This is a genomic window from Tellurirhabdus rosea (assembly GCF_026278345.1).
Classification (GTDB): Bacteria; Bacteroidota; Bacteroidia; order Cytophagales; family Spirosomataceae; genus Tellurirhabdus; species Tellurirhabdus rosea.
This window is the reverse complement of sequence record NZ_CP111085.1, coordinates 1,333,732-1,358,925: the sequence shown is the minus strand read 5'-3', so window position 1 is coordinate 1,358,925 and position 25,194 is coordinate 1,333,732. Positions and strand designations below refer to the sequence as shown.

19 protein-coding genes are annotated in these 25,194 nt (G+C 56.4%); 10 read left to right on the top strand and 9 right to left on the bottom strand.

The window, feature by feature from the left end; all coding sequences use genetic code 11:
* Nucleotides 1–73: 73 nt before the first annotated feature.
* Genes ORG26_RS05690 through ORG26_RS05675 form a run of 4 tightly spaced genes read right to left on the bottom strand, consistent with a single transcriptional unit; the run spans nucleotide 74 to nucleotide 4,127 of the window.
* Nucleotides 74–1,180, bottom strand: a complete 1,107-nt coding sequence (locus tag ORG26_RS05690) for a mandelate racemase/muconate lactonizing enzyme family protein (protein WP_266367561.1) — start codon at nucleotides 1,178–1,180, stop codon at nucleotides 74–76.
* Nucleotides 1,181–1,211: 31 nt separating this feature from the next.
* The gene (locus ORG26_RS05685) at nucleotides 1,212–2,360 is read right to left on the bottom strand and encodes an amidohydrolase family protein (RefSeq protein WP_266367560.1); all 1,149 of its coding nucleotides are present in this window, start codon (nucleotides 2,358–2,360) and stop codon (nucleotides 1,212–1,214) included.
* A gap of 40 nt (nucleotides 2,361–2,400) precedes the next feature.
* Nucleotides 2,401–2,883, bottom strand: coding sequence for a 2-C-methyl-D-erythritol 2,4-cyclodiphosphate synthase (gene ispF / locus ORG26_RS05680; RefSeq protein WP_266367559.1), 483 nt, complete (start codon nucleotides 2,881–2,883; stop codon nucleotides 2,401–2,403).
* A gap of 5 nt (nucleotides 2,884–2,888) precedes the next feature.
* Nucleotides 2,889–4,127 (bottom strand): M16 family metallopeptidase, encoded by a 1,239-nt coding sequence (locus tag ORG26_RS05675; RefSeq protein WP_266367558.1) that lies wholly within the window; start codon nucleotides 4,125–4,127, stop codon nucleotides 2,889–2,891.
* A 243-nt stretch (nucleotides 4,128–4,370) separates the two neighbouring features.
* Here ORG26_RS05675 and ORG26_RS05670 point away from each other — a divergent pair, with 243 nt between their 5' ends.
* Both ORG26_RS05670 and ORG26_RS05665 read left to right on the top strand, forming a co-directional pair.
* Nucleotides 4,371–5,480 (top strand): tetratricopeptide repeat protein, encoded by a 1,110-nt coding sequence (locus tag ORG26_RS05670; RefSeq protein ID WP_266367557.1) that lies wholly within the window; start codon nucleotides 4,371–4,373, stop codon nucleotides 5,478–5,480.
* Nucleotides 5,481–5,501: 21 nt separating this feature from the next.
* The gene (locus tag ORG26_RS05665) at nucleotides 5,502–6,503 is read left to right on the top strand and encodes a phosphotriesterase family protein (RefSeq protein WP_266367556.1); all 1,002 of its coding nucleotides are present in this window, start codon (nucleotides 5,502–5,504) and stop codon (nucleotides 6,501–6,503) included.
* Nucleotides 6,504–6,557: 54 nt separating this feature from the next.
* Here the strand turns inward: ORG26_RS05665 and ORG26_RS05660 are convergent, their stop codons facing one another.
* Both ORG26_RS05660 and ORG26_RS05655 read right to left on the bottom strand, forming a co-directional pair.
* The gene (locus tag ORG26_RS05660; protein WP_266367555.1) at nucleotides 6,558–8,390 is read right to left on the bottom strand and encodes a DNA polymerase III subunit gamma/tau; all 1,833 of its coding nucleotides are present in this window, start codon (nucleotides 8,388–8,390) and stop codon (nucleotides 6,558–6,560) included.
* A 77-nt stretch (nucleotides 8,391–8,467) separates the two neighbouring features.
* Entirely contained in the window at nucleotides 8,468–9,046 is a 579-nt protein-coding gene (locus ORG26_RS05655; protein ID WP_266367554.1) for a DUF6962 family protein, read from the bottom strand.
* Nucleotides 9,047–9,161: 115 nt separating this feature from the next.
* On the opposite strand from ORG26_RS05655, the gene sucD reads away from it, so the two are divergent.
* From sucD to ORG26_RS05615, 8 genes are all read left to right on the top strand, one after another.
* Nucleotides 9,162–10,037 (top strand): succinate--CoA ligase subunit alpha, encoded by an 876-nt coding sequence (gene sucD, locus ORG26_RS05650; protein WP_266367553.1) that lies wholly within the window; start codon nucleotides 9,162–9,164, stop codon nucleotides 10,035–10,037.
* Between the two features lie 107 nt (nucleotides 10,038–10,144).
* Nucleotides 10,145–11,305 (top strand): DUF4271 domain-containing protein, encoded by a 1,161-nt coding sequence (locus ORG26_RS05645; RefSeq protein ID WP_266367552.1) that lies wholly within the window; start codon nucleotides 10,145–10,147, stop codon nucleotides 11,303–11,305.
* Between the two features lie 43 nt (nucleotides 11,306–11,348).
* Complete coding sequence (locus tag ORG26_RS05640) at nucleotides 11,349–12,137, top strand: uroporphyrinogen-III synthase (RefSeq protein WP_266367551.1); 789 nt, start codon at nucleotides 11,349–11,351, stop codon at nucleotides 12,135–12,137.
* Between the two features lie 114 nt (nucleotides 12,138–12,251).
* Entirely contained in the window at nucleotides 12,252–13,211 is a 960-nt protein-coding gene (locus ORG26_RS05635) for a PorP/SprF family type IX secretion system membrane protein (protein ID WP_266367550.1), read from the top strand.
* Between the two features lie 247 nt (nucleotides 13,212–13,458).
* Nucleotides 13,459–14,553: a T9SS ring complex lipoprotein PorK/GldK gene (gene porK, locus ORG26_RS05630; RefSeq protein ID WP_266367549.1), complete on the top strand. Its 1,095-nt coding sequence runs from the start codon at nucleotides 13,459–13,461 to the stop codon at nucleotides 14,551–14,553.
* 73 nt (nucleotides 14,554–14,626) lie between these two features.
* Nucleotides 14,627–15,463, top strand: coding sequence for a type IX secretion system motor protein PorL/GldL (porL, locus tag ORG26_RS05625; RefSeq protein WP_266367548.1), 837 nt, complete (start codon nucleotides 14,627–14,629; stop codon nucleotides 15,461–15,463).
* 119 nt (nucleotides 15,464–15,582) lie between these two features.
* On the top strand, nucleotides 15,583–17,178 hold the full coding sequence (porM, locus tag ORG26_RS05620; RefSeq protein ID WP_266367547.1) for a type IX secretion system motor protein PorM/GldM: 1,596 nt from the start codon (nucleotides 15,583–15,585) through the stop codon (nucleotides 17,176–17,178).
* A gap of 67 nt (nucleotides 17,179–17,245) precedes the next feature.
* A complete protein-coding gene (locus tag ORG26_RS05615) occupies nucleotides 17,246–18,295 on the top strand; it encodes a gliding motility protein GldN (protein ID WP_266367546.1) in 1,050 nt (349 codons plus the stop codon).
* Nucleotides 18,296–18,403: 108 nt separating this feature from the next.
* On the opposite strand, the gene uvrC is transcribed toward ORG26_RS05615, so the two are convergent.
* The 3 genes from uvrC to porW form a co-directional block, all read right to left on the bottom strand.
* Entirely contained in the window at nucleotides 18,404–20,206 is a 1,803-nt protein-coding gene (uvrC, locus tag ORG26_RS05610) for an excinuclease ABC subunit UvrC (protein WP_266367545.1), read from the bottom strand.
* 132 nt (nucleotides 20,207–20,338) lie between these two features.
* Entirely contained in the window at nucleotides 20,339–22,693 is a 2,355-nt protein-coding gene (locus ORG26_RS05605; protein WP_266367544.1) for a penicillin-binding protein 1A, read from the bottom strand.
* Nucleotides 22,694–22,788: 95 nt separating this feature from the next.
* Nucleotides 22,789–24,963 (bottom strand): type IX secretion system periplasmic lipoprotein PorW/SprE, encoded by a 2,175-nt coding sequence (porW, locus tag ORG26_RS05600; RefSeq protein ID WP_266367543.1) that lies wholly within the window; start codon nucleotides 24,961–24,963, stop codon nucleotides 22,789–22,791.
* Between the last annotated feature and the right edge of the window lie 231 nt (nucleotides 24,964–25,194).

Genomic DNA, 25,194 nt, shown 5'->3' with positions numbered 1-25,194 from the left:
CGGTAATGTTCAAAAACAAAATGCCCAGACGCGACATCCGGGCATTTGAAACAGTTTTATTACAAAAACAGCTTTATTCGGCTGGAAACGACATTTTCTTCATGTTTCTCAGGTAACTCTCGTCAACGCTGGCTCCCAGGCCGGGCGTGTCCGGCAGGTCGATCTGGTATGCGTTGTACTGCAGTCCGCCGACAACCGGGTCGGTGGCGTGCTCGAACGGCGCGTCGAGGTCGCAGAAGACGACGTTGCGGCGGGCCGAGGCAAAATGGGCCTTGGCCGTCATCGCCAGCCGCGACTCCGACATGCAGCCGATCATGCACGGAATGCACGCCGCCTCGGCGATGGCGTTAATCTTCAGAGCGTTGAAAATCCCGCCGCTTTTGGAAAGCTTGATGTTGAAATAATCGACGGCTTCCTCCTGCACCAGCCGCAGCGCGTCCCGGTGATCGAAAAGAGCTTCGTCGGCCATGATCGGGACGCGGGTCTGCTGTCTCAGGCGTTTCAAATCGCCGAAATGGGGCCGCCTGACGGGCTGTTCGCAGTACTCCACGTTCCAGTCCTGAATCGTGGTCAGCACGGTCCGGGCCGTGACGAAGTCCCAGCCCTGATTGGCATCCGTCCGAATGGGAATATCGGAGCCAACGGCCTTGCGGATGGCTTCGACCCGCCGGATGTCGTCGCGGGCATTGGTTCCCAGTTTCACTTTAATGGCAATTCCGCCCTGTTCTTTGATGCGCACTGCGTCCTCGGCCATGCGATCGGGCGTGTTGAGGTAGATGGTTTCGTCGGTGACGAGGGCCCGCTTCGTGCCGCCCAGAAACGCATACAGCGGCATTCCGGCCGCCTGCGCTGCCAGATCGTACAGCGCCATGTCGAACGCACTTTTGACGGTTGGGTTGCCCGGCAGGTAATTGTCGAGCTTCCGCAAGTTGCCTTCAATGTCCAGCGCCGGGCAGCCGAGCAGCAGCCGGGCGAAGTCCTGCGCGGCGGCAAAGCCCGTTTCCTGCGTTTCGCCGACGATCATCCAGAACGGCGAGCCTTCGCCCCAGCCCACGAAGCCGGCATCCGTATGGATTCTGACGAGCAGGTTCCGGGCGCTTTCAATCGTCCCCAGCGAGATGGCAATGGGCGCTTTGAGCGGAATGTCGTAGCGGTAAATGTCGATTTGAGTAATTTTCATGTCAATGGGCAAAGCGGGCGGACCGGGTCGTTTAGTTCGGAAACAGCGACTTGTCGAGGCCCGGAATGATGCGCAGGGCGTTTTTGTAATACACTTTCTTCAGCACCTCATCGGGCAAAGCCATGCCGTACATCCGCCAGAACGCATGGTATTTTTTGTGGTACGGAAAGTACTCGTCGTCCGTTTCCAGCACCCGGAAATAGGTGGCGTACTCGGCCGGCACCCACGAATCTTTGCCGAACAGAATCCGGTCCTGGTATTTTTCGAAGAACTGGCGCGAGGCCCGCGGCTGGCGGCCCAGCTCGGCGATAACGGCCCCGATCTCGACTACCATGTTCGGAAAAGCCCGCATCAGACTGTCCAGTTTGGCCAGATCGTTCGGGTACCAGCCCATGTGGGCGTTGATGAAGGTCGTTTTCGGGTGTTTGCGGAAGACGTTGTGCTGCTCGGCCAGCAGTTGCTCCCAGGGCACGGGGTCGTTGTCGGTGCGCTTGCGGCCGGGGTGCAGCTTCAGTTCGAGCCAGCGTTCGTTGAAGCGGTCCATCGGGTCCCAGAACGATTTCGGGTCGGCGGTGTGGATAATGACCGGAACACCGAGCTGGCCGCATTTGGCCCAGATTGGGTCCAGGCGCGGGTCGTCCACCCGGACGCGTTTGCCCTCCACGTCTTTCACGCTGAAGCCGAGGCTTTTGTAAATTTTCAGGCCCCGGGCGCCCTTTTTAACGTCTTCTTCCAGCATTCGGACGGCGGCATCCGTCCAGCCCGGTGAGCCAACCCCGGCGAAGTTGATGTTGGTAAACAGCGCGATCCGTCTGGGCGTCGACTTCTGCACGTTGGCCATCGCCTGGTCCAGAAAGCGGGTGCTTTCGGCGGCGTTGCTGCTGAAACCCCGTCCGCTGAGGTTCACCATGATGCCCATGTTGAGGCTGTCCATCTGCGTCACCAGTTTCCGCAGGTCCATATTATCCATCTGGAACTGGTGGTTGTGCACGTCGATGAACGGATATTTCGAGCGCGTCAGTTTGTGTTCGGACACTTTCAGGGTCGACACGGGCTCGTATTCTTCAAAATCAATCGGGCCTTTATCCGTGGAAACCTTGACCGGCGTCTGGGCGAGGACCAGACCGGAGCCGAGGACAAAAGCAGTAAGGAAGGGCAGTGGGCGTAGGAATGAAAGCATCGTTTAAAAAATCATAGTTCATCTAAGAAATCATCGTCAATCACGGTTCAGACGTAATCAGCGCCACGCAGTGCGCCGCAATGCCTTCTTTCCGGCCGACAAAGCCCAGGTGTTCGGAGGTGGTTGCCTTAATCGAAATATCGTCCTCGGGAATGTTCATCACCTCCGACAAACAGGTTTTCATGGCCGGAATGTGGGGGTTGAGCTTCGGTTCCTGCAGCACCACCGTCACGTCCACATTGGAAACTTCCCAGCCCCGCTCCCGGACCATCCGCAGCACTTCGGCCAGCAGCACCTTGCTGTCGACGCCTTTCCAGCGCGGGTCTTTATCCGAAAAATGATAGCCGATGTTGCGCATGTTGGCGGCTCCGAGCAGCGCGTCGCAGATCACGTGGCAGACCACATCAGCGTCGGAATGCCCGTACGCGCCGTGCGTATGTTCAATCGGAATGCCTCCCAGCCAGAACGGGTGGCCTTCCACCAATTTATGAACGTCGTATCCTTGTCCTACGCGGATTTTCATCTTTTTTAATTCTCAGCCCGATAAAACATGGTGGAACTGTTTGTCTTTTGCAGCACGCGCCCGGCCATGTTCAGCATCTCGTCGGTGGTGACGGCCTGAATTTTGGCGGCTTCGTCGTTGACCCAGTCGGCATTGCCGGCATTGGCAGCGTAGGCGAGGTTCATGGCGCGGTTCAGCAGTTCCACTTCCGAGAACGCGAGGGTCGATTCGGCCTGGTTTTTCACTTTTCGCAATTCCTCTTCCGGCACCGCCTCTGTCCGGATTTCGTCCAGCACGGTTTCGAGGGCGGCGTTGGCTTCTTCGAGCGTTACGCCGGGGTTCAGTGAGCCGCTGACCACCAGCAGGCCGGGGTCGAGCGAGCCCGTGACGTAGGCGGAAATCTGGTTGAACAGCGGCTGCTCTTTCAACAGCCGCTGGTACAGCCGCGACGATTTGCCGCGTCCGAGCACATCGGCCATTAGGTCCGCCGTGTAAAAACCCTCGTCGAAGCGGCCCGGAATGTGAAAAACCTTGTACAGAGCGTTCAGCGGCACATCGGCACCGGTTTCCAGAAAACGGGCCTCGGTCTGCGGCGACTCCTGCGGCAATCGCCGGACGTAGGCAGGCCCGGCCGGAATGGACTCGAACCACTTCCGGCTTAGCTGCTTCACCTGCTCGACGGTCACGTTTCCGGCCACGACCATGAGGGCGTTGTTGGGCAGGTAATACGTGTAAAAGAAATCCCTTACATCGCCGAGCGTAGCGTCTTCGATGTGGCTGATGTCTTTGCCGATTGTGGCCCACTGGTAGGGATGCCGTTTGTAGGCCAGCGGCCGCAGCTTCAGCCAGACATCGCCGTAGGGCTGGTTCAGGTACCGCTGCTTGAATTCTTCGATGACCACTTTCTGCTGCACATCGAGCACCTGCGGGTCGAACGACAGGCTCAGCATCCGGTCCGACTCCAGCCAGAAAGCCGTTTCGAGGTTGGCAGCGGGCAGGGTGATGTAGTAGTTCGTGATGTCGGGCGAAGTAAAGGCGTTGTTTTCTCCGCCGACCTTCTGGAGCGGTTCGTCGTAGATCGGAATGTGCCGCGACCCGCCGAACATCAGGTGTTCGAAGAGGTGCGCAAAGCCCGTCCGGCCGGGGTCTTCGTCGCGCGAACCAACGTTGTACAGAATATTTACGCAGGCCATCGGGGTGGTCGGGTCTTCATGCACGTACACCCGCAGGCCATTGTCCAAAGTGAATTGTTCGTATCGGATCATTCAGGTTATTAAGTGGGAGTGGCACAACGTTGACGGGTTCTCAGGGTCCGACTCGCAATCGCCCGGTACGGGCTTTCAGCGGCGGCGCAACGCGAAGTGGTGCCACCAACAGGATACGGAGTCGTGCCACCGACAGAAAGTTTTCAGGCCACGCCTTCGGTTCAAAGTTATTCCGCAAAGGTAGCGGTCATACCAACTTGTTCAAATAGATTTGCAGGACCTCTTCAGGCAACAAATACACCGATGAAAAAAATTTGGCTAAGCCTGCTGCTCCTGCTGGCAACGACGCGCTCTTTTGGGCAGATTCTGAACGACCCTCCGGTGCAGCAGATGATTTTGAAGGCACTGGACGGCATCTACAATTACCAGTTTGATACGTCCGAAAATTACCAGCGGCAGATTCGGAGCAAATACCCCCAGAGCCCGGTCGGCCCGCTGCTGAAAGCCATTCAGTTGTACTGGCAATACCTTCCGCTGCGCGACAACAAGACCGTTCTGCCGCAGTACGTCCAGCAGGTGACCCAGGGACTTGACCTGGCCCGCCGTCGTCTGGACCGCGATAGCGACGACCCCGAGGGCGTTTTCTTTGCCCTGACGGCACATGGGTATCTGGCCATGAAGTATAATTACGATAACGAAACGATGAAGGCCGTCAACGAAGCTAAAAAGGCGTACGGCTACATGAAACAGGGCTTTAAACTGACGGAAAAAAACGCCGAGTTCTACTTTACGACCGGCCTGTACAATTATTACGTCGAGCGTTACCCGATGGACCATCCGATTGTCCGGCCGGTGATGTGGTTTTTTCAGGACGGCAACATGGCGCAGGGCCTGGGCCAGATGGAAACGGCCGTGCGCCGCGGCATTTTCACCCGGACCGAAACATCGTTTTACCTGTCGCACATTTATCTGGAACACGAAAGCCAGCCCGCCAAAGCCGCCGCCCACCTGAAGACCCTGGCCGACCGCTACCCGAACAATCCGCTCTTTACCATGCGCTGCGCCGAAGCCCTGCTGCTGGCCAACCGCCCCGAAGAGGCCGGGCCGTACCTCCAGCGAACCCTGAAAATGCCGCAGAAACTGCTGGATATGCCCGGACTGGTCCTACAGGGAATGCTGTACGAACGGGACGGCCAGTCGGACAAGGCCACGTCTGCTTATCAGGCCGCGCTGAAAATTCCGTTCAGTGAGGAGTTCACCCGGGAGTTTCACGGCCATGCGCTGGCGGGTCTGGCCCGTCTGGCGGCCCGTTCCGGCAATAAGAATCTGGCGAAACAGTATTACCGCAAGATGCTGGATGTTGCCCAGTACAAGTCCAACCTGCGGGAAGCCCGCGCTTATCTGAAAGAATAACTTATCTCAAAGAATACAAGGATGCTGAACCGGCGGCTTTTTCTTCAATCCCTGGCGGGTGGTCTGCTTACGGGCCGCCGCGAAGCGGGCCTGGTGCAGACCGTAGCCGGGCCCATTCCGGCAAAGCGGCTGGGGCTTGCGCTCATTCACGAGCACATTCTGGTCGATTTCGTCGGGGCGGACAAAATCAGTCCCGCTCGCTGGGACCGGTCGGCGGTGGCGGCCCGCATGCGGCCCTATCTGGATGACCTGGTGCGGAACGGCGTCCGGACGCTGGTCGAATGCACACCTTCGTTTCTGGGAAAAGACCCGCTGCTGCTGAAAACACTTTCGGAACAGACCGGCCTCCAAATCCTGACCAATACGGGGTATTACGGAGCCGTGGACAACAAGTTTCTGCCGCCGCACGCCCATACCGAAACCGCCGACGGCCTGGCCGACCGCTGGACCGCCGAGTACGAACAGGGAATCGACGGCACGGGCATCCGGCCGGGTTTTATCAAAATCAGCGTCAATCCCGGCCCGCTGTCCGACCTGCACCGAAAGCTCGTCACCGCCGCCGCCCGCACGCACTGCCGCACCGGCCTGACGATTTACTCCCATACCGGCCCGTACGTCCCGGCCTTCGAGCAGATCGAGGTTCTGAAAGCGGAAGGCGTACGGCCGGATGCGTTTGTCTGGGTGCACGCCCAGGGGCAGAACATGGTGCATTACGCCCGCGCCGCCCGGGAAGGCGCGTGGGTCAGCCTCGACGGGCTGGACGATAACAACGTGGACCAGTACGTTCAGAACCTGCTGCTGATGAAAGAGAACCGCCTTCTCCACCGGACCCTGCTTTCGCACGATGCGGGCTGGTACGACCCCGGCCAGCCGGACGGCGGTCCGGTGAGCCGACGGTACACTGTCCTGTTTGAAAAGCTGCTGCCCGCCCTGCAAAAGCGGGGCTTTACGAAGAAAGACGTTCGGCAGGTTCTGGAAACGAATCCCGCCGAGGCACTGGCAATTCGGGTAAGAAGAATTTAGTGCACAGTGATTGGTGGACAGTGCCCAACAGCTCGCTGACTGGCGAAATCACTGTCAATAATCCACATCCAGCCCCAGCACCTGTTTCAGTTCCAGCAGGGCCGGGTTCTTTTCGGCGAGGTAATTGAATTTGTCCTGAGCCGTGTAAATCATCTTCCGGCTTTCCTGCGCAGCGACCTGATGCACCAGCTGAATTTTGCTGTTTTGCAGATGCTGGCGCAGGTACGTCATCAAATCCTGCCGCAGTTCGTTGAGCATATCTGCCTGCAGCGAATTGTCGAGCGTGATGTGAATCGTGGCCCCATCGTCGCCCAGTTGAATTTCGCGGTTGAGCATGATCTGCTCGGTCATCGGGCCTCCCCCAGATTCGCGGAGGCGGGAAAACTGCCGCCAGGTGGCCTGAAGCTCTTCAAAATCGACCGGCTTGTCGGGCAGGTTGCGCTGAACGACGGCCGCTTCGGCCACGGCCGTGGCCGAAGCGGCGGGTTTGGCACCCAGCCCGACCGTCGAGCGGAGTTTCGACGAACCCGGCCGCGGAATGGAAGTTGCCGGTTGCGGGGTAGGAATCTCATAGCTGGCCACCGGTTCGCTAACCGGCGCCGGAACGGGCTGGACCGGTGCCGGGACCGGCTGCACCGCCGTCGGAACCGGTGCCGGAACGGGCGTCGGCTCGCTTACTAACGGGGGAGGGGCTGGTTCAGCGTTTTTTTTTACCGCGACCTCCGCCGCATGCGTTCCGTTGACCACCTGTCCGTTAGGCTCGCTTTCCGGCAGGGCGCTCAGGTTGAGGACGTTGGGGATGTTGGCCAGTTTAATCAGACAGACCTCCACGTGCAGCCGCTGGTTCTTGGCAGCCTTATAATTGATGTCGCACTGACTCGCCACGCTGAGCGCCGAAAGCAGAAAACCGAGCGGGGCACGGGCAGCCTGCAGGGCGTATTTCTGCTGCACGCTTTCGGTAACCTGCAAAAGCTGGACGGTAGCCGTATCCTTACAGACGAGCAGGTTGCGGAAATGTTCGCACAAGCCGACGAGGAATTGGTGGGCATCAAAGCCTTTGCGCAGAATTTCGTCGAACAGCAGCAGGCTCTGCGGCAGGCTGGCGTCGAGGAGGTGGTCGGTCAGGCGGAAATAGTAGTCGTAATCGAGAATATGCAGATTTTCGAGCACCTCCCGATACCGAATGGTCCGGTCGGCGGAGAACGTAACGTTCAGGTCGAACATCGACAGCGCATCGCGCAGACCGCCGTCGGCTTTCTGGGCAATCAGTTCCAGGGCTTCGTATTCCGTCTGAATGCCTTCTTTCCCGGCGATGGACGTCAGGTGGTCGGCAATATCGCGGGACTGAATCCGGTTGAAATCAAAGATCTGACAGCGCGACAGAATCGTGGGCAGAATCTTGTGCTTTTCGGTCGTGGCCAGAATAAAAATGGCGTAGGAGGGCGGTTCTTCCAGCGTTTTCAGGAAGGCGTTGAAGGCCGCCGCCGACAGCATATGTACCTCGTCAATGATGTAAATCTTGAATTTGCCGGACTGGGGCGGGTATCGCACCTGGTCGATCAGGTTCCGGATGTCATCGACGGAGTTGTTGGAGGCGGCGTCCAGTTCGTGAATGTTGAACGACGCGCTCTGGTTGAAGCTCACGCAGGATTCGCACTGGTCGCAGGCTTCAACATCTTCCGTCAGGTTTTGGCAGTTAATCGTTTTGGCCAGAATCCGGGCACAGGTCGTCTTGCCGACCCCACGCGGGCCGCAGAACAGAAAAGCCTGCGCCAGGTGGTTGGTCCGAATGGCATTCTTGAGCGTGGTGGTGATATGGGATTGCCCGACAACGGTATCGAACGTCGCCGGACGGTATTTCCGGGCCGAGACAACAAAATTATCCATGACTGCAAGTTAGCCATTTTTCCCCGAAAGACCCCCGGCCGTTTTTGGTTCGTGTGTCGAAAGAAAGGAAGTACGCCTCAGCGGGAGGGCCGGGCCGCCTGCCCGAAGCAGATGAGAGACAGGGCAGTTGTATAATGGAAAAACGAGATTTGATTGGCCGAGAGCTGGGGCGTTATTTTCGTCGCCAGGGCCAGAATCATCACGGCGAAGACAATCCAGATCGCCCGGCGGTTGCGGCGCAGCAGGCCGAAGCAGGCAATGACCATGATGACCACCATGCCCAGCGACTGCACCACCTGGGTGAACACCCGAATCCGGGGCGTCAGCAGCACCGCAAACAAGGCCAGACCCACGGCAACCGTGCTCCAGAAAGCCGTGGGCCCGAACGGCTCCCGCAGAACCAGCCCCCAGACCGCCACCACCGCGCAGGCGACGCCCAGACTTCCGGCCAGAATCTGCATCGAGCCGTGCAGCGGAATCAGCTCCTGAACCCCGGCAAAGCGCACCGCTCCCAGCAGCGCCGTCGCCGAGATCGTGAGCAGAAAAAGGGCCCAGAGCAGTCGGTTATACAGGCTTTCCCGTTTGAAAAAATGCACAAAGACATAAACTCCCGTGGCAGCCAGCACGGCGTCGGATAGCACGTTTGCGTAATTCATTGGGGAAAGATAACAATTTTGTTCTTTTCCCTTTTACGGCTACTTTTGCGCCCGTCCGAAGAACGGACAATTGAGCCTCAATGAATCCAACGCATAGTACAGATTTACAACCATCATGAGCGTATTAGTCAATAAAGATTCGAAAGTGATTGTCCAGGGCTTTACCGGCTCGGAAGGTTCCTTCCACGCCCAGCAGATGATCGAGTACGGCACCAACGTCGTGGGCGGCGTGACCCCCGGCAAAGGCGGCCAGACCCACCTCGACCGTCCGGTTTTCAACACCGTGAAAGAAGCGGTCGAAAAGGCGGGTGCCGATGTGTCCATCATCTTTGTTCCCCCGGCTTTCGCGGCTGACGCTATCATGGAGGCTGCCGACGCAGGCATCAAGGTGATCATCTGCATCACGGAAGGCATCCCGACCAAGGACATGATGGTTGCAAAAGAATATCTCAAAGGTAAAGATGTCCGTCTGATCGGCCCCAACTGTCCGGGCGTGATGACGGCGGACGAGTGCAAAGTAGGCATCATGCCGGGCTTTATCTTCAAGAAAGGCACCATCGGCATCGTGTCGAAATCCGGCACGCTGACCTACGAAGCCGTAGACCAGCTTTCCAAGGTAGGTCTGGGTCAGACGACGGCCATCGGCATCGGCGGCGACCCCATCATCGGGACGACGACCAAAGAAGCCGTGGAACTGCTCATGAACGACCCCGAAACTGAAGGCATCGTGATGATCGGTGAAATCGGCGGCGGCATGGAAGCCGAAGCGGCCCACTGGATCAAGGAAAGCGGCAACAAAAAGCCGGTTGTCGGGTTCATCGCCGGACAAACCGCGCCGAAAGGCCGTCGGATGGGCCACGCGGGTGCCATCATCGGCGGTGCCGACGATACGGCCGCGGCCAAAATGCGCATCATGGCCGAGTGCGGCATTCACGTCGTAGAATCACCGGCGCTGATCGGGGAGACGATGCTGAAAGCCCTTGGGAAATAATTATGAATTATGAATTAAGAATTAAGAATTGACGATAGGTGATTGATTTCGGTTGTTTGAATCACTTATTCTTAACTCTTAATTCTTAATTCTTAATTAATTAAAGGGTGCTTTACCGACGGATTCTTCCCGCTTTCTGGCTGATATTGTGGGCCTTGCAGAGTGTTGCGCAGGGAGTGGGACCCGGTCAGCAGTTTTACCCCGTACACGATTTCCGGAACGATTGGCTGGTCTACGACCCGGCTTTCAAAACGTACGTTCCGTACATTGACGAACAGCACGCCAGTCTGCCGGCGGTTAGCCTGTTTCTGGACCTGGAGAGCAACCGAAACTACGAACTGCTGGTATCGACCGGCCGCGACGGGTATCTGTTTCTGGACGCCGCCCTCCGCCGCAAACTCCCCGCCGGCACCTGGCAGGTCCTCCGCATCGACAGCCTCTACCGCGTTTACCGCAAGCCGGAGGTTTTCCTGACGCTTTACGGCAGTCCGGGGGTGAACGACAAGCAGGTTTTTATCGGACACCGGAAATCCCTGACGCAGAAACCCGTCGTTCTGACCGAAACCGGTCTGAGCATGCTGCCCCGGCGAAAAACCGTCTTTACCGACTTCTTCACCCTGTCGCTGGTGTTCATTGCGGCTACCTACGCGTTTCTGTTCAACTTTTTCCAGCGGGCGTTTCAGCGGCTTTTCAGCATTCAGGATTTGTTCTCGATCAGCGTCCGGGAAGAGTCCTTTCTGGTGAATAAACCCCTGAGCCGGGTCAATCTGCTGTTCATGGCGGGGCTGAGCTTCGTGATGGCCTTTCTGTACCTGTTTTTTCAGAGCAAGAACATTGATATTTTTTCTTCCCGCAACCTGCTGCTCGAAGGCCAGACGCTCACTGATCTGGTGCTTAGTTTTCTAAAATTAAGTGCGCTGTCGATGGTGGCCCTGCTGGGAAAGTATCTGCTGATTTCGATGGTGGGAGCGCTGTACCGGATCGAGGAAATTACCAACCTGCACTTCTTCAAGGTATTACAGGCCTCGTCTATTTTCTACGTGCTGGTCGGAGCGGTCGTGACGGTGGCGGCCCTGAATTTACCGCCAAATCAACCGTGGGTGATTTCCTGGATTCTTATTCCGTTCATTGCCTTTTACTTAGGTCGTCTGGCGCTGCTATACCTGGTGATCCTGAACCGGGCGTCTATCAAAAATCTCTATTTATTTTCGTACCTTTGCATCGTTGAGTTGATACCGCTGATCATTGGCGTACGATTCGCGCTTTAGGCAGCCGGTCATCGGGTTCAGACGCAAAAACGAGGTAGATTCAATGAGTGAAATTACCACCAAGAACGAACAGGAGCGCCTTACCAAAGTCGAAAGCATTCTGGTAACTCAGTCCCGCCCTGCCGACGATAAGTCCAATCCGTATTTCGAGTTGGCAAGCCGGTATAACATCAAGATTGAGTTTCGTCCCTTTATCCAGATTCAGGGGGTTTCGTACAAAGATTTTCGCCGGCAGAAAATCAATATTCTCGACCACACCGCCGTCATTTTCACCAGTCGGAACGCCGTCGACCACTTCTTCCGCATTTGTCAGGAAGCCAAGATCGAGGTCCCTGCCGACATGAAATACTTCTGTGTGACCGAGCAGACGGCCAACTACCTGCAGAAGTACATCGTGATCCGCAAGCGGAAGATCTTCACCGGCACCAAGACCGCGGCCGACCTGTTTGACCTCATCCGCAAGCACAAGACCGAGAAGTTTCTGTTCCCCTGTTCCAACATCCGGGGCACCGACATTCCGGAGTTTATGGACACCAGCGGGCTGCATCTGACGGAAGCGATCATGTACGAAACCGTTCCAACGGATCTCACGGACCTGGCCATCAGCAATTTCGACCTCATCGCGTTTTTCAGCCCTTCCGGCGTAAACGCGCTGAAGCACAACTTCCCCGAATTCAGGCAGAACGGCATCCGGATGGCCGCTTTTGGACCGACAACGGCCAAGGCCGTCAACGAAGCGGGCTTTATCCTGGATATTGAAGCCCCGCTGCCGAATGCACCGTCCATGGCCGGGGCGCTGGAGCTTTATATAAAGAAAGCCAACAATCTGTAAAAGACACGCGTTAAGAGGAGGCTGGGCATCACGTCCAGCCTCTTTTTATTTTCAATATTTTTGGAAAAAAAGCGTTAAGTAACTAAACTACCGATTCCTTCGCCTTACCCCATTATGTCAAATAAATTTTACCCTGCTTTCCTGTTTGCTGTTGCTTTTCTGGCTGCTACAACGGCCCGGGCGCAGCAGGACCCCCAGTTCAGTCTTTACATGCTCAATCCGGTGTATTACAATCCGGCTACGGCTGGTTCCGAAGGCGTTACGCGCTTTCAGCTGACCCACCGGACGCAATGGGCGGGATACCAGGGGACATTTGACGATGGCGGAGCTCCCAGCACGCAGCTGTTTTCGTTCAACATGCCCCTGCGGAAAATCCGGAGCGGGATCGGCGTGGTGGCGATGAACGACCGGCTCGGGCCGCAGATCAACCAGGCCGTTCAGCTGGCCTATGCCCTGCGACTGCCGCTGAACACCGGCACGCTGGCACTGGGCGTTCAGGGCGGACTGTACAACAAAGGGCTGAACTTTGACCAGCTGCGCCCCGGGGAGCCGGGCGACCCGCTCATTCCCGGCGGACGCGTCAATCAGATCCAGCCGGATGTGGCGGCGGGCGTTCACTACAGCACGCCCGTCTATTACATCGGGGCCAGTATGCAGCACCTCAACCAGTCGTCTTTCCGGCTGGGCACCGACCGTTCCGTAAATCCTCTGGCCCGGGCCGCTTACTTTACGGCCGGATATCGTTATGAGTGGAACGAAGTGCTGGACATCATGCCGTCGGTGCTGGTGAAAACGGACCTTAATACATCCTCCTTTGAAGCGAATGCCATTGTGATGTACGATAAGCGGCACTGGGTGGGTTTTGGTTACCGGCAGCAGGACGCCATTATGGCCACGCTCGGCATCAGTTTGCTCAACAACAACGCGCTTCGTTTCGGCTATTCATTTGATTTTATTACGGGCGGACGACAGGCCAAAAGCCCGACTTCGCACGAAGTGCTGCTTTCGTACTCGCTGCCGGAGCCGCAGGCGGGCCGCAAACCGATTATTCGGACGCCCCGATTCCGGTATTAGAGAGCCGTTTAAGGGGACAAAACGGATTTCAACAATTTGTGGCCTGATTTGTTAGGCCAAATGCCGATGGGCCGCTAACTTTGAACGTTAAAGGTAGTGACATGTAAAGTGGCGTCTAAGGCTGAAATTTGCCCAAAAACAATTCTTTTTACAGCCAGCAAATTCTGAGACTGTATACAATAAACAACTTAATTTTCGTTTTTAGACTGGTTTGCACGAAGAACAGGTATTAACGTACGCTACAACTATGAGTAACAATTGGTTTACTAGCAACGCAGCCCGGGGGGTGATGGTCGCGGCACTGGTGGTGCTTTTACAGGGTTGCGGGTTTCTTAAATCAAAGTTTGGCAAAGGAGGCAAGACACAGGATGTCGGCGTAACCAACGGTGAAATTACGGCAACAGCCCGGAAAGGCTACAAACAGACAACGCCTTATGGCATGGTTCTGGTCCCGTCCGGCTCATTCATGATGGGTCAGGCCGACGAAGACCTGGCCGCCACACAAGTCAACCTGAACCGTCGGGTGACGATCAGCTCGTTCTACATGGACGACGCCGAGATTTCCAACCACGAATACCGGCAGTTCGTCAACGCCCTGCTGACCGACTCGGTTTCGGTGCTGGGTGAAGAGGAGATCATGTCGAAATACTATCCGGATACAACTGTCTGGAAAAACGACTTTACGTACCACAACGGCGACCCGATGCTGGAGTACTACTACTCGCACCCGGCATTCGATACGTACCCGGTGGTGGGGGTAAGCTGGCAGGCCGCCCAGTATTTCAGCAAATGGCGGACGAACCTGTACAACGACCACCGCACGAAAGAAGGCGAGTTCCTGTCACCACGTTTCCGCCTGCCGTCCGAGGCAGAATGGGAATGGGCAGCACGGGGCGGCCGTCAGTCGGCTAAGTATCCCTGGGGTGGTCCTTACGTCGCCAATGGCAAAGGCTGCTATCTGGCCAACTTCAAGCCCCAGCGCGGTAATTTCGACGCAGACGGCTATCCGTACACGGCTCCGGCCAACGCGTACAACTCCAACGATTACGGTCTGTACAACATGGCCGGTAACGTAGCCGAGTGGACGCAGGATGCCTATGCCGAAAATGCTTCAGCCATTGTCTGGGATATGAACCCGACCAACGACAATCCGGATGAGCCGCGTAAAGTGGTCCGGGGCGGTTCGTGGAAAGATATCGCTTACTACCTCGAAACCGGTACGCGGTATTATGAACGGGAAGATCAGAAGCGGTCGTACATTGGTTTCCGTTGCGTGATGGACAACCTGATGGGCCGCACGGCATCCGCACGGGCCGGACGCGCCGGGGGCGGTCGCCGCTGATTGAAACGTTGAAACCTGTTGCGTAAACCCTAACGTAAACACACAACTTCCATATATTACCCTTTTCTGAATCATGGCTAAAAAGAACGGTAACGGTTCAAATTTCTTTTTCGACAAAGTATTACCGACAGCGTATAGCTTAGGGGCGGCGGTCGTCGTACTCGGAGCACTTTTCAAAATTCAACACTGGACGGGCGGCGGCGAAATGCTAACCATCGGTCTGACCGTAGAAGCAGTTATCTTCGCCCTCTATGCCCTGCAAACGTTTGCCCAGCCTACGACGAGAGAACCGGACTGGACGCGGGTGTATCCGGAACTGGCTGACGATTATGCCGGTGAACTGCCGCAGCGCCGTCCGGCCCTGCAAAGTAACGGAATGACGGCCAACATGGACAAGATGCTGGCCGATGCCAAAGTATCCCCGGAAGTTTTCGAGCGGCTCGGCACGAGTCTGCGCAGCCTGACCGATTCGGTTGGCCAGATGCGCGACATCTCCGGAGCTACGGTAGCGACCAACGAATACGCACAAAGCGTTCGGGCAGCCGCGGCTAATATCAACGAGATGAACAAGTCGTACGGCGTGGCGGTAACGGCCATGAACGCGATGGCCGATGCCACGCAGGATGCCAAAGAATACCGGACGCAGTTCCAGAAAATTACGCAGAGCATGGGCGCCCTGAACGCCGTTTACGAACTGGAGCTTCAGGATACCAACAAGCACCTGAAAGCCATGAACGCGTTCTACGGCAACCTGACCAGCGCCATGGAAAACATGTCGGATGCCAGCCGTGATACGCAGCAGTTCAAAAACGAACTGGGCAAACTGACCAACAACCTGGCTTCCCTGAACAACGTGTACGGCAGCATGCTGACCGCAATGCGTGGCGGAACACCGGCTCAGGCGAAATAAAATCTTCCGTCCAAGGTTTGACGTTTAAGGTACAATGCGCTTATTCCGGTTTTTTGGTGACGCGTTTCCTTAAACGTTAAACATTCAACATCTAACGATAAGAATACTCCCATACATTTATGGCAGGCGCAAAAGAATCACCCCGTCAGAAAATGATCGGGATGATGTATCTGGTATTGACCGCAATGCTGGCCCTTCAAGTCAGTTCGGCCCTACTGGAGAAATTCATCCTGATCAATAGCAGCTTGGAAAGCTCGACTGGGGCAGCCAACCGAATTAACCAGTCAACCCTCGAATCCATCCGGGAAACGGTGTCCAAGTCCGGTAACCGGGCTACCGACCTTGCCGTCGTGAAGCAGGCAGACGAAGTTCGTCAGCTGACCAGCTCCATCATCGGAGATATTGATGCTATTAAGCAGCAATTGATCAACGATGCTGGCGGTGGTCTGGACGAAGAAGGGCATATCAAGAACCCCAGCGAAGAAGATAAGGTAGCCATCACGATGATCGGCGGCCGTAAGAACGGTAAGGCGTACGAACTGCAGCAGAAGCTGAACCAGTACGCGCAGAAACTGAACCAGTACAATCCGACGGCGAAATTTGGCGCCCTGGCCGTTGATGCCAACGAAGACCCCGTTGCCAGCCGCGCCAAAGACCAGCGTAACAAGGACTTCGCCGAGCTGAACTTCGAACAGACGCCGGTTCCGGCAGCTCTGGCCGTGTTGAGTCAGAAGCAGTCCGAAATCCGCCGCATGGAAGGCCAGACGCTGGACTACCTCGCCACGAAAGTCGGCGCGCAGGACGTGAAATTCGACAAAATCATGGCTATGCTCAGCATGGAGTCGAAAGTGGTGGTAGCCGGTACGAAGTTCAAAGGAGAAATGTTCCTGGCCGCTTCGTCCAGCGGAATTCAGCCGCGGATGAGCCTGAACGGGGGTTCGGTTCGTATGCAGGATGGCCGGGGTATCATTGAATTTACGGCTCAGGGCGGTGCTTACGACAAAAACGGTCTGGCCCGCCGCGTACTGACCGGCGCTATTACCTACACGACACCGGCTGGCGAGAATAAAACGGTTAACCTGAACCAGGAATACTTCGTGGCCAAGCCTTCGTACCAGATTGAAACGGGTACAATGCCGCCGCTGTATTTTGAATGTGCCAACCGGTTGAGCATTCAGAGCCCGCAACTGGGTGCGCTCTGGAACCCGAGCTTCTCGCCGCAGGGCGCAGCCGTTCTGGCCGGTGGCGAACGGGGAAAAATTACGATTGTTCCTAGTTCTAATCAGGTCGCGCTGACGATCAGCAACCAGGGTAATGTACTGGGTACGGAACGTTTCCGGGTGAACCGCGTACCAAGACCGACCCTGCAGTACTATGCGGGTGGTTCTCTGGTCGATGAGCGCCGGGGCATGTCGGCCTCAGCTGTACGAAGCATCCGGGTACAGGCCGTTGCTGACGAAAGCTTTAAAAATTATTCTCCGGAAGATGCGAATTTCCGGGTAAACGGTGTTACCGTAAGCTTAGCCCGCGGTAACCGTCGGGTGGCGGGGGTACAGCTTTCCGGAGAGGGTGGTTCGGTAGCCTCTCTGGCGGCACAGGCCCAACCGGGCGACCGTTATGTGATCGAAGTGGAGCAGGTGCAGCGACGTAACTTCCGCGGAGAAATCAAGGAAGTAAACATGGGCCGTCCGGTTTACAACATTCCGTTAAACTAAGGTGTACCAAAACGGTTTGTTGATTCGTTATAGAAGCAGAAATCGAAAGCACAAGAAATACAGGGTCATGAAACAGGTGGGAAAAGTGGTGCTGGCGGCTGTTACAATCGCCGCATTTGGCGGGGCGGCCCAAGCCCAGGAGAAAGCCTCGACCGGGACGAATCCGTTGTCGGTTCGTGAAATCAACGAGAACGACATTATGATGAAGCGGACCCTTTGGCGTCGAATCGACCTGAAGGAGAAACAGAATCGGTCCATGTTCTCCAAGAATAACGAAATCACGCGGTACATCCTCGAAGCGGTGAAAGCGGGCGTTCTGACGCCGTATGAATCTGACTCGGTAAGCCGACCGATGGATATGAACAAGTTTCGTCAGAAACTGATCATGCCGAATACGGGCGCTGGTCTTTCGGCGGAGGAAATTGCCGCCGGTTTCAAAGACCCGGCTGCTTCGGGCGCAAGCGATGGCTGGGGCGCACCCGCCAACAAGCCTGCTGCCAAACCGGCCGAAGATGGCTGGGGTGCTCCGGCTCCCAAGAAGGCCGCTGCTGATGACGGCTGGGGAACCCCGGCGCCGAAGAAGTCAACGGCGAAAAAGGGAACCGCAACGGCCAAGAATGCCAAGGGCAAAAAGCCTGCGGCTCCGGCACCGGCTGCCAAACCCGATTCTACAGCGGTTGCCGCCGCGGCTGTTCCAGCAGGGGATGAGTATTTCGCCAATGAATTCAGCATCCTCGAACTGAAAGAGGACTGGGTTTTCGACCGCAAGCGCTCACGTCTTTACTACGACATCCAGACGGTAGGACTGGTTCTTCCGGCGGATAAAAACCCGGCAGGTCTGGAAGTTCCGGTAGCGTACTTCAAGTACAAGGATTTGGATCAGTTGTTCCGCAGCGACCCGAAGAAATACATCTGGTACAACCCGCAGAACCAGGCCCAGCACAAAAACCTGGCCGATGCCTTTGACCTGCGTCTGTTCTACGGCCGAATTACCAAGTATTCGAACGCGGAAGACAAAGATCTGATCACCATGTTTGGCGATAAGGAAGGTCTGAACAAGTCGCAACAGGCTGAATACGACCTGATGGAAGCCGAACACGGCCTCTGGGAATATTAATGTAGCCCGGAGCGTTGCTCCGGCCGCTTTATTAGAAATAAAAAGCCCGAAGTCCATATGCTTCGGGCTTTTCTTTTGCAGGAAAAATAACCAAAACGGTGCTCCGGTTTACTGCTGAATCGCTTCGAAATACTGCTTGATTTTGAGGGCTTTGTCGTTGCCGACCACCACCGCCACATCCTCCACGGGCACTTCCCGTATTTTCTTGACGCTTTTGAAGTATTTCAGCAGCTTCGCGGCCGTTTTCTTTCCGATTCCTTCCACGTTTTCCAGTTCACTGATGAGGCTGTTCCGGCTACGCTTGTCGCGGTGGTAAGTAATGGCAAACCGGTGCGCCTCGTCCCGGATACGCTGGATGAGCTTAAGGGATTCGGATTTTTTATCAATGTAAAGCGGTAGGCTATCCTCCGGAAAGTAAATCTCTTCGAGCCGTTTGGCAATGCCGATGATGGGGACTTTGCCGTACAGATTCAGCCCCTTGAGCGCGTCGCAGGCGGCGCTGAGCTGTCCTTTGCCGCCGTCGATAACGATCAGGTCCGGCATGCCGGTCTGTTCTTCCAGCACCCGGGTGTAGCGGCGGGTTACCACTTCGTGCATGGTCGCAAAGTCGTTGGGACCAACGACGGTTTTGATGCTGAAATGGCGGTATTCTTTGGGCGCGGGCTTGCCTTCCAGAAAGCAGACCATCGCCGACACCGGGTTAGTGCCCTGAATGTTGGAGTTATCAAAACACTCGATGCGGTGGGGCAGCGTTTTCAACTGCAAATCCTGTTTGAGCCGAATCAGCACCCGGTCTTTTTTGCTGGCGCTGGCGGTGGCTTCGGCGGCAGCCCGCTCGGCCCGTTCGCGGCGGAAATACAGCACATTTTTCAGCGACATGTCGAGCAGCTTCTTCTTATCGCCGATCTGGGGAACCGTTATCTCCGCCTTCAGATCGCAGTCGAGCGGGATGTTACAGATGATTTCTTTGGCCTCGCTGCCGTACGTGCTTCGGAAATCGACGATCAGCATGCAAAGCAGGTCGTTGTCCGATTCGTTCAGCTTCTTCTTCACCTCAACGGTCTGCGTCTGCGTGATCGTCCCGTTGACGACCTTCATGAAATTGACGTACGCATTGGTTTCGTCCGAAGCAATCGTAAACACATCGGCATCCGCGATCTTGGGATTGACCACGGTGGATTTGGCCTGAAAATTCTGCAGTACATCGAGTCGTTCCTTAAACTTCTGCGCCTGTTCGAACTGGAGTTGGCTGGCGGCCTCTACCATCCGGTTCTTGAAAAACGTCTGAGCCGGTTGCAGATTTCCCTTCAGAATGTGATGCACCTGCTCAATTTCCTTCATGTACTCTTCTTCACTGACCCGGTTTTCGCAGGGGCCTTTGCAATTGCCGATATGAAATTCCAGACAAACTTTGTATTTACCCGCGTCGATGTTTTCCTGAGCGAGGTTCAGATTACAGGTCCGGATGGTAAACAGCTCCCGGAACATGTCCAGCAGCGCGTACATGGGGCGCAGCGTAGCGTACGGTCCGTAAAAAGTGCCCAGTTTCCGGTCGATGCGGCGGGTAGTGACCACACGGGGAAACCGTTCGTTGGTCACGCAGATAAACGGATACGTTTTATCGTCCCGGAGCAGGATGTTGTACCGCGGCTGAAAACGCTTAATAAGCTGGTTTTCCAGCAGAAGGGCGTCAAACTCAGTATGGACAATCGTAAACTCAATCTTCCGGATCTGGCTGACGAGCCGCTGGGTTTTCCGGTCGTGCTGGTTTGATTTGACAAAATAACTGCTGACGCGATTCCGCAGGTCTTTGGCCTTGCCCACGTAAATTACTTCGCCGCTGGCATCGAAATAGCGGTAGACCCCCGGTTCGTGCGGGATGCGCGCTAATTCAGTTTTATAATCGAACATGGTGTCTGAACTGTGATTTACGCTGATTGAATGGATGACCGTGATTTAGTTACTACTCACGGATACCTTCTCAGGTTTTGTTTGGATGCATCATATTAATCAACAAAATCAGCGTAAAGCACAGTTCGGACGTTAGTTCAGAATTTCTTCCTCGCCCGACTCGATCACTTTCGGCGGGATGTAACGCTGGGATGAGTCGATGTAGGTACCGCCGCAATCGAGGGTCAGGTTAAAGCCATCGGGCTTGCGGAACGGTTCTTTGGAATACTGCCGGGACAGCGATTTGTCGCCGTAGATTTTCTGCATGTACAGGGCCCAGGCCGGCATGGCCAGACGGGCGCCCTGTCCGAAAGCCATGTCCCGGAAGTGGATACTGCGGTCGTCGCCACCCACCCACAGGCCGGATACGAGGTGCTGGGTCATGCCCATAAACCAGCCGTCGGAGTAGCTGGAGGTCGTCCCGGTTTTCGCGGCGATCTCGTTGCCGCCTTCCAGGAGCTTGTACTGATTTTTAAGACGCTGCGACGTACCGCCCGCATCTTCGACGGCCCCACGCATCAGATACAGCATCTGATAGGCCGTATTGGCGTTGATCACGTGCTGGTTGTCGGGCGCAAATTCCTTCAGTACGTTGCCGTTTTTATCCGTTATCCGCAAAATGGTCATTGGCTTCACCCGGTAGCCACCGTTGACAAACGTGCAGTAGGCAGCCACCATTTCGTAGACCGACACGTCGCTCGTGCCCAGCGCCAGCGTCGGATTAGGCTTCAGCGGACTTTCGACGCCCAATTTGCGGGCGTAATCCACGACCGTCTGCGATTTGGTCTGCTTCATCAGGTAGGCGCTGACCGAGTTGATCGAGGCGCCCAGCGCCTGCCGCAGGGTCAGCGACTGGTAACTGTACCGTCCGCTGGAGTTTTTGGGCGTCCAGGGCGTTGGGCCGTTATGGTCTTCGTAGCGGGCGAAAGTGACGGGCTGGTCGGTCACGCGGTCGCAGGGCGTCAGGAAGTTATTGTCCAGCGCGGCTAGGTACAGGAACGGCTTGAAGGTCGAACCCGGCTGGCGGCGGCCCTGCCGGACGTGGTCGTATTTGAGGTATTTAAAATTAATCCCCCCGACCCAGGCTTTCACGTGTCCGTTGCGCGGGTCCATCGACATAAAGCCCGTGTTCAAAAAACGCTTGTAGTATTTCACCGAATCCAGCGGACTCATGGTGGTATCCTTCTCGTTACGCTTGCCGCCGTAGGTGAAGACCTTCATCTTGACGGGCTTGCGGAGTTCGCGCCAGATGGCGGCTTCATCGTCGCCGTATTCCTGTTTCAGCAACTGGTAACGGGGCGTCCGTTTAATGACGTCGGAAACGTAATTGGGCAGTTCTTTCCATTGCCCGTTTTTTTCCTTGAACACCCAGGGATTGCGGCCGCGCCAGTGTTCATAAAACTTCCGCTGCTGCTCCCGCATGTGTTCGTAGATCGACTCTTCGGCATATTTCTGCATCCGGGAGTCGAGCGTCGTGTAGATTTTAAGGCCGCTCGTGTAGAGGTTCAACTCGGCGTCCGGGTGGTCGTCGTTGTATTCCTCAATCCATCTCTGAATGTCGTCCCGAATCACCGAACGGAAGTAAGCCGCCGGGCCTGTGTTCTGGTTTTCGATGGTAAAATCAAGCTTGATGGGCTTGGCCTTGTAGGTGGCAAACTGCTCGGTGGTCAGAAAGCCGTAGCGGTGCATCTGCGCAAGCACCACGTTGCGGCGAAGCAGCGCCCGTTCCTCGTTGTTGCGGGGGTTCCAGAACGTCGGGTTTTGCAGCATACCGACCAGCAGGGCAGCTTCCTCAACGTTTACCTGCCAGGGCTCCTTGTTGAAGTAGGTCTTGGCCGCCGTTTTGATGCCGTAGGTATTGTTGCCGAACGAAACCGTGTTCAGGTACATCATCATGATTTCCTGCTTGGTATAATTCCGTTCGAGACGGACGGCCAGAATCCATTCTTTGGTCTTGTCGATGACCGTCCGGACAAACGGAATGCCGCCGAGCAGCCCCCGAAACTTCTGGGTGCGGGTTTCGAAAAGGTTTTTGGCAACCTGCTGGGTAAGCGTACTGCCGCCCCCCGAACTCGAACGGCCCGTCAGAACGCCGGTCACCGCCCGGAACAGCGAACGAAGGTCAATACCCGAGTGCTTGACAAAACGGGCGTCTTCCGTCGCCAGCAGCGCCGAAATGATGTTGGGCGAGACCTGCGAAATCTCGACCGGTGTGCGGTTTTCAAGGTAATATTTCGACAGCAGAACCCCGTCTTCCGAATACACTTCCGAGGCGATTTCACTCTGCGGATTTTCCAGAGCCTTCAGGCTGGGCATGCCCCCGAAAAGCCAGAAAAAATTGAACCGGACGGCAACAATGTAAATAATAAAGAAGGCGATGCCGAACAGGGCGAACCGCCAGATGCGTGATATGATTCGTTTGTAGGGTCCCGGTTGTAAACTAAACATGGGCAGGGGCAAATTGTGTACGCTTTGGACAAGCTACCATTTTTTTGATAATAACGAAGTCCTTTGGCGCAAAAGTACACAATTTCGCCGTCTGCCTACTTTCGTTTGGCTGAAGGCTGGTCGGCTGCCGCCTGCATTTCTTTTACCCGGGAAAGCAGCGGACTCGCCGGATAGTCGCGGACGAACTCGGCCAGCGCCTGTCGGTAGGCTTCCGTTCCCCGTACCTTACCGATGAGCATGGCCCGCAGCAGCGCCAGCTTGTCGTCCACTGTCGTGCCGGTGGTCAGGCTTTGGGTGGCTTCGGCCCGGGCGAGGGCTTCGGTGGCCTGGTTGGCCTGATAAAGGGCGTAAATGTCGGCGTAGGCCCGCTGGGCCGTGCTTTCCGCGCCCTGCGGCTGCTGGGCGGAGGCCGCCACTTTTGTCAGCTGCCGGGCATAAGACGAGGCCGGGAACTCGGCCAGCAGCTTTTCCTTCCAGGACGAAGGCTGCTTCAACTGGTCATGCGAAAGCATCTGGAGGTAATAAATCTCGGGCTTGTAGGATGTAGCCGGAAAACGGGTCAGCAGGTCACTGAACGTAGCAATGGATTTTTCGGGCTGATTAAGGCTGATTTTATAAAGCTTCCCGAGATTGTACATGGATTCTTCCAAACGCTGGTTAGACAACCTGAGGGCGTCCGGCGTCAGCGGGATGGAAGCGTAAAGCTGCTCTTTCCGGGCGCGTCGGTCGGCGTCGGAAAGTGTACCCGGAGCGGCCGCTTCCGGGATGCCGTTCTGCCCACCCGAACTGTTTGCCGCCATCGTTTCGGTCGTTAGCTGGGATTCGTTGGCATCCCGTCGCCAGTTGTCCTCCAGCGGGCGGTTGCCCCATTTCTGGATGAACTCGATACGTCCCTGGCTGATGGTGGTGGGGTTGTACAGATGCCATTTCTGCATGGGGTCGATGTCGGAGGTTGCCGCCGGGCCACCCGCCGCCGTAGCCTGCCCCACGATGCGTTCGGCGTCCGCCTGCTGCCGTTGCTGTTCCTGCCAACGGCTTTCGACCAGCTGATCGAGCCGACGGTCCAGCGCAGCGGGGTTCAGCCGGGCCAGCTGCTGCAGACTGTCCTCCAGGGTGATGGTGGACTGGAACCGGACAAATTCGTCCAGCACTTTTTTCCGCTTCTGCACGTCGGCAAAGTTCGGCGACTGGGGCGGGAGCAGGGCCAGCGTGCTGTCGTAATAGGCCTTGGCTTTGCCGTAATCGTGCAGTTTGTCGGCATAAAGCCCCGCCATTTCGAGGTACGTAAACGGAATCTGGGCCGTATTGGCAGCCCCGACCTGAATCGCCTGCTGCCAGTACAGAATGGCCTGCGGATAGTTGCCGCGCCGGGCTTCCTGCTGGCCCATCGTCAGGTAAATCTTGTCTTTCAGATCGGCGTTTTTCCGGTCGCTGAGCATGCGGTTCAGGCGCGGCTGCGACACCTTCGGGTCGGGGTCCATCAGGTAAATGTCCGCGTAAAACGACTGCTCGTAGGAGGGCCGGTTTCTCTGAACGGCGGCAAAATGCTTTCGGGCCAGTTCGGGTTTGCCGAGCTGTTCCTGCAACTGGCCGGCAATCAGGTGGAGGCGGGCCGTGGCTTCTCCCTGATCCAGTAGCGGAAAGGTTTCTTCGAGCAGGGCGGCGGCAACGGCGTTCTCGCCGCGGCGCTGGTGCAGGTAGGCTTTGGTCAGGTAGTAATCGCGGGTATTCTCCTTGCTCAGGGGCTGTGCGCGCAGGTATTCGGCCACGTTCAGCGCGTTGGAATAATCACCCTGCTCCACATACGCACGCATCAGGCCCACCAGTGCCTCATGTTTTTCGGCTTCTCCACGACCTTTGGTGTTTACGTATTTGAAAACCTCGGTAGCGTTGATGTAATCCTGACGGAGCAGCCGGGCTTTGCCAAGCAGCACATAGCTGTCATCCAGCCACTTGCTGTTCTGGTGCCGTTCGGCCACCATCGACGCTTTTTTGATGGCGTCGTCCAGCTGGGCCCGCACGGGCGCGAGGGCGTTAGAGTCCAGCGGCAACAGAATGGGGAGGGGCTGGGCGTAATTTTCCTGCCGGTTCTGGAAGAGCGTCCGGTCGATCTGCCGCAGGTTGTCGCGGGCGATCAGGTAGGCATTGTAGCGGGCCGTCAGGTTGTGGTAGGCCACCGGCAGCGGCCGGGTACTGAACTGGGAACAGGCACTCAGTAAAACCGGAATAACTGCGTACAGGGCGGCCATCCGGAACTTGGTTACGGTCATGGGAAAAAAGAATCGGTTTTTGGCCCCAGCAGGCATTTATTCAGCAGTGCGTTGGTCAGGTTGACGGAAGGTTTATTCCTTCTGAGTACCTTTGTCATTAATAGGTAACGTTAAACCCGGCAGGGCAGTATGACTGTCCGGCAAGGTTTACCAAAAATACAACATAATTCCCGGTAAATCAGGCGTATGAGCGAGCAACAACCCAATACCTCCGGCGAAAATCGGGCCAAA

What these genes read in the sequence shown, in the direction of transcription:
- ORG26_RS05690 (WP_266367561.1), bottom strand. Translation starts at nt 1,180, where the DNA reads ATGAAAATTACTCAAATCGACATTTACCGCTACGACATTCCGCTCAAA.
- ORG26_RS05685 (WP_266367560.1), bottom strand. Translation starts at nt 2,360, where the DNA reads ATGCTTTCATTCCTACGCCCACTGCCCTTCCTTACTGCTTTTGTCCTC.
- ispF (WP_266367559.1), bottom strand. Translation starts at nt 2,883, where the DNA reads ATGAAAATCCGCGTAGGACAAGGATACGACGTTCATAAATTGGTGGAA.
- ORG26_RS05675 (WP_266367558.1), bottom strand. Translation starts at nt 4,127, where the DNA reads ATGATCCGATACGAACAATTCACTTTGGACAATGGCCTGCGGGTGTAC.
- ORG26_RS05670 (WP_266367557.1), top strand. Translation starts at nt 4,371, where the DNA reads ATGAAAAAAATTTGGCTAAGCCTGCTGCTCCTGCTGGCAACGACGCGC.
- ORG26_RS05665 (WP_266367556.1), top strand. Translation starts at nt 5,502, where the DNA reads ATGCTGAACCGGCGGCTTTTTCTTCAATCCCTGGCGGGTGGTCTGCTT.
- ORG26_RS05660 (WP_266367555.1), bottom strand. Translation starts at nt 8,390, where the DNA reads ATGGATAATTTTGTTGTCTCGGCCCGGAAATACCGTCCGGCGACGTTC.
- ORG26_RS05655 (WP_266367554.1), bottom strand. Translation starts at nt 9,046, where the DNA reads ATGAATTACGCAAACGTGCTATCCGACGCCGTGCTGGCTGCCACGGGA.
- sucD (WP_266367553.1), top strand. Translation starts at nt 9,162, where the DNA reads ATGAGCGTATTAGTCAATAAAGATTCGAAAGTGATTGTCCAGGGCTTT.
- ORG26_RS05640 (WP_266367551.1), top strand. Translation starts at nt 11,349, where the DNA reads ATGAGTGAAATTACCACCAAGAACGAACAGGAGCGCCTTACCAAAGTC.
- ORG26_RS05635 (WP_266367550.1), top strand. Translation starts at nt 12,252, where the DNA reads ATGTCAAATAAATTTTACCCTGCTTTCCTGTTTGCTGTTGCTTTTCTG.
- porK (WP_266367549.1), top strand. Translation starts at nt 13,459, where the DNA reads ATGAGTAACAATTGGTTTACTAGCAACGCAGCCCGGGGGGTGATGGTC.
- porL (WP_266367548.1), top strand. Translation starts at nt 14,627, where the DNA reads ATGGCTAAAAAGAACGGTAACGGTTCAAATTTCTTTTTCGACAAAGTA.
- porM (WP_266367547.1), top strand. Translation starts at nt 15,583, where the DNA reads ATGGCAGGCGCAAAAGAATCACCCCGTCAGAAAATGATCGGGATGATG.
- ORG26_RS05615 (WP_266367546.1), top strand. Translation starts at nt 17,246, where the DNA reads ATGAAACAGGTGGGAAAAGTGGTGCTGGCGGCTGTTACAATCGCCGCA.
- uvrC (WP_266367545.1), bottom strand. Translation starts at nt 20,206, where the DNA reads ATGTTCGATTATAAAACTGAATTAGCGCGCATCCCGCACGAACCGGGG.
- ORG26_RS05605 (WP_266367544.1), bottom strand. Translation starts at nt 22,693, where the DNA reads ATGTTTAGTTTACAACCGGGACCCTACAAACGAATCATATCACGCATC.
- porW (WP_266367543.1), bottom strand. Translation starts at nt 24,963, where the DNA reads ATGACCGTAACCAAGTTCCGGATGGCCGCCCTGTACGCAGTTATTCCG.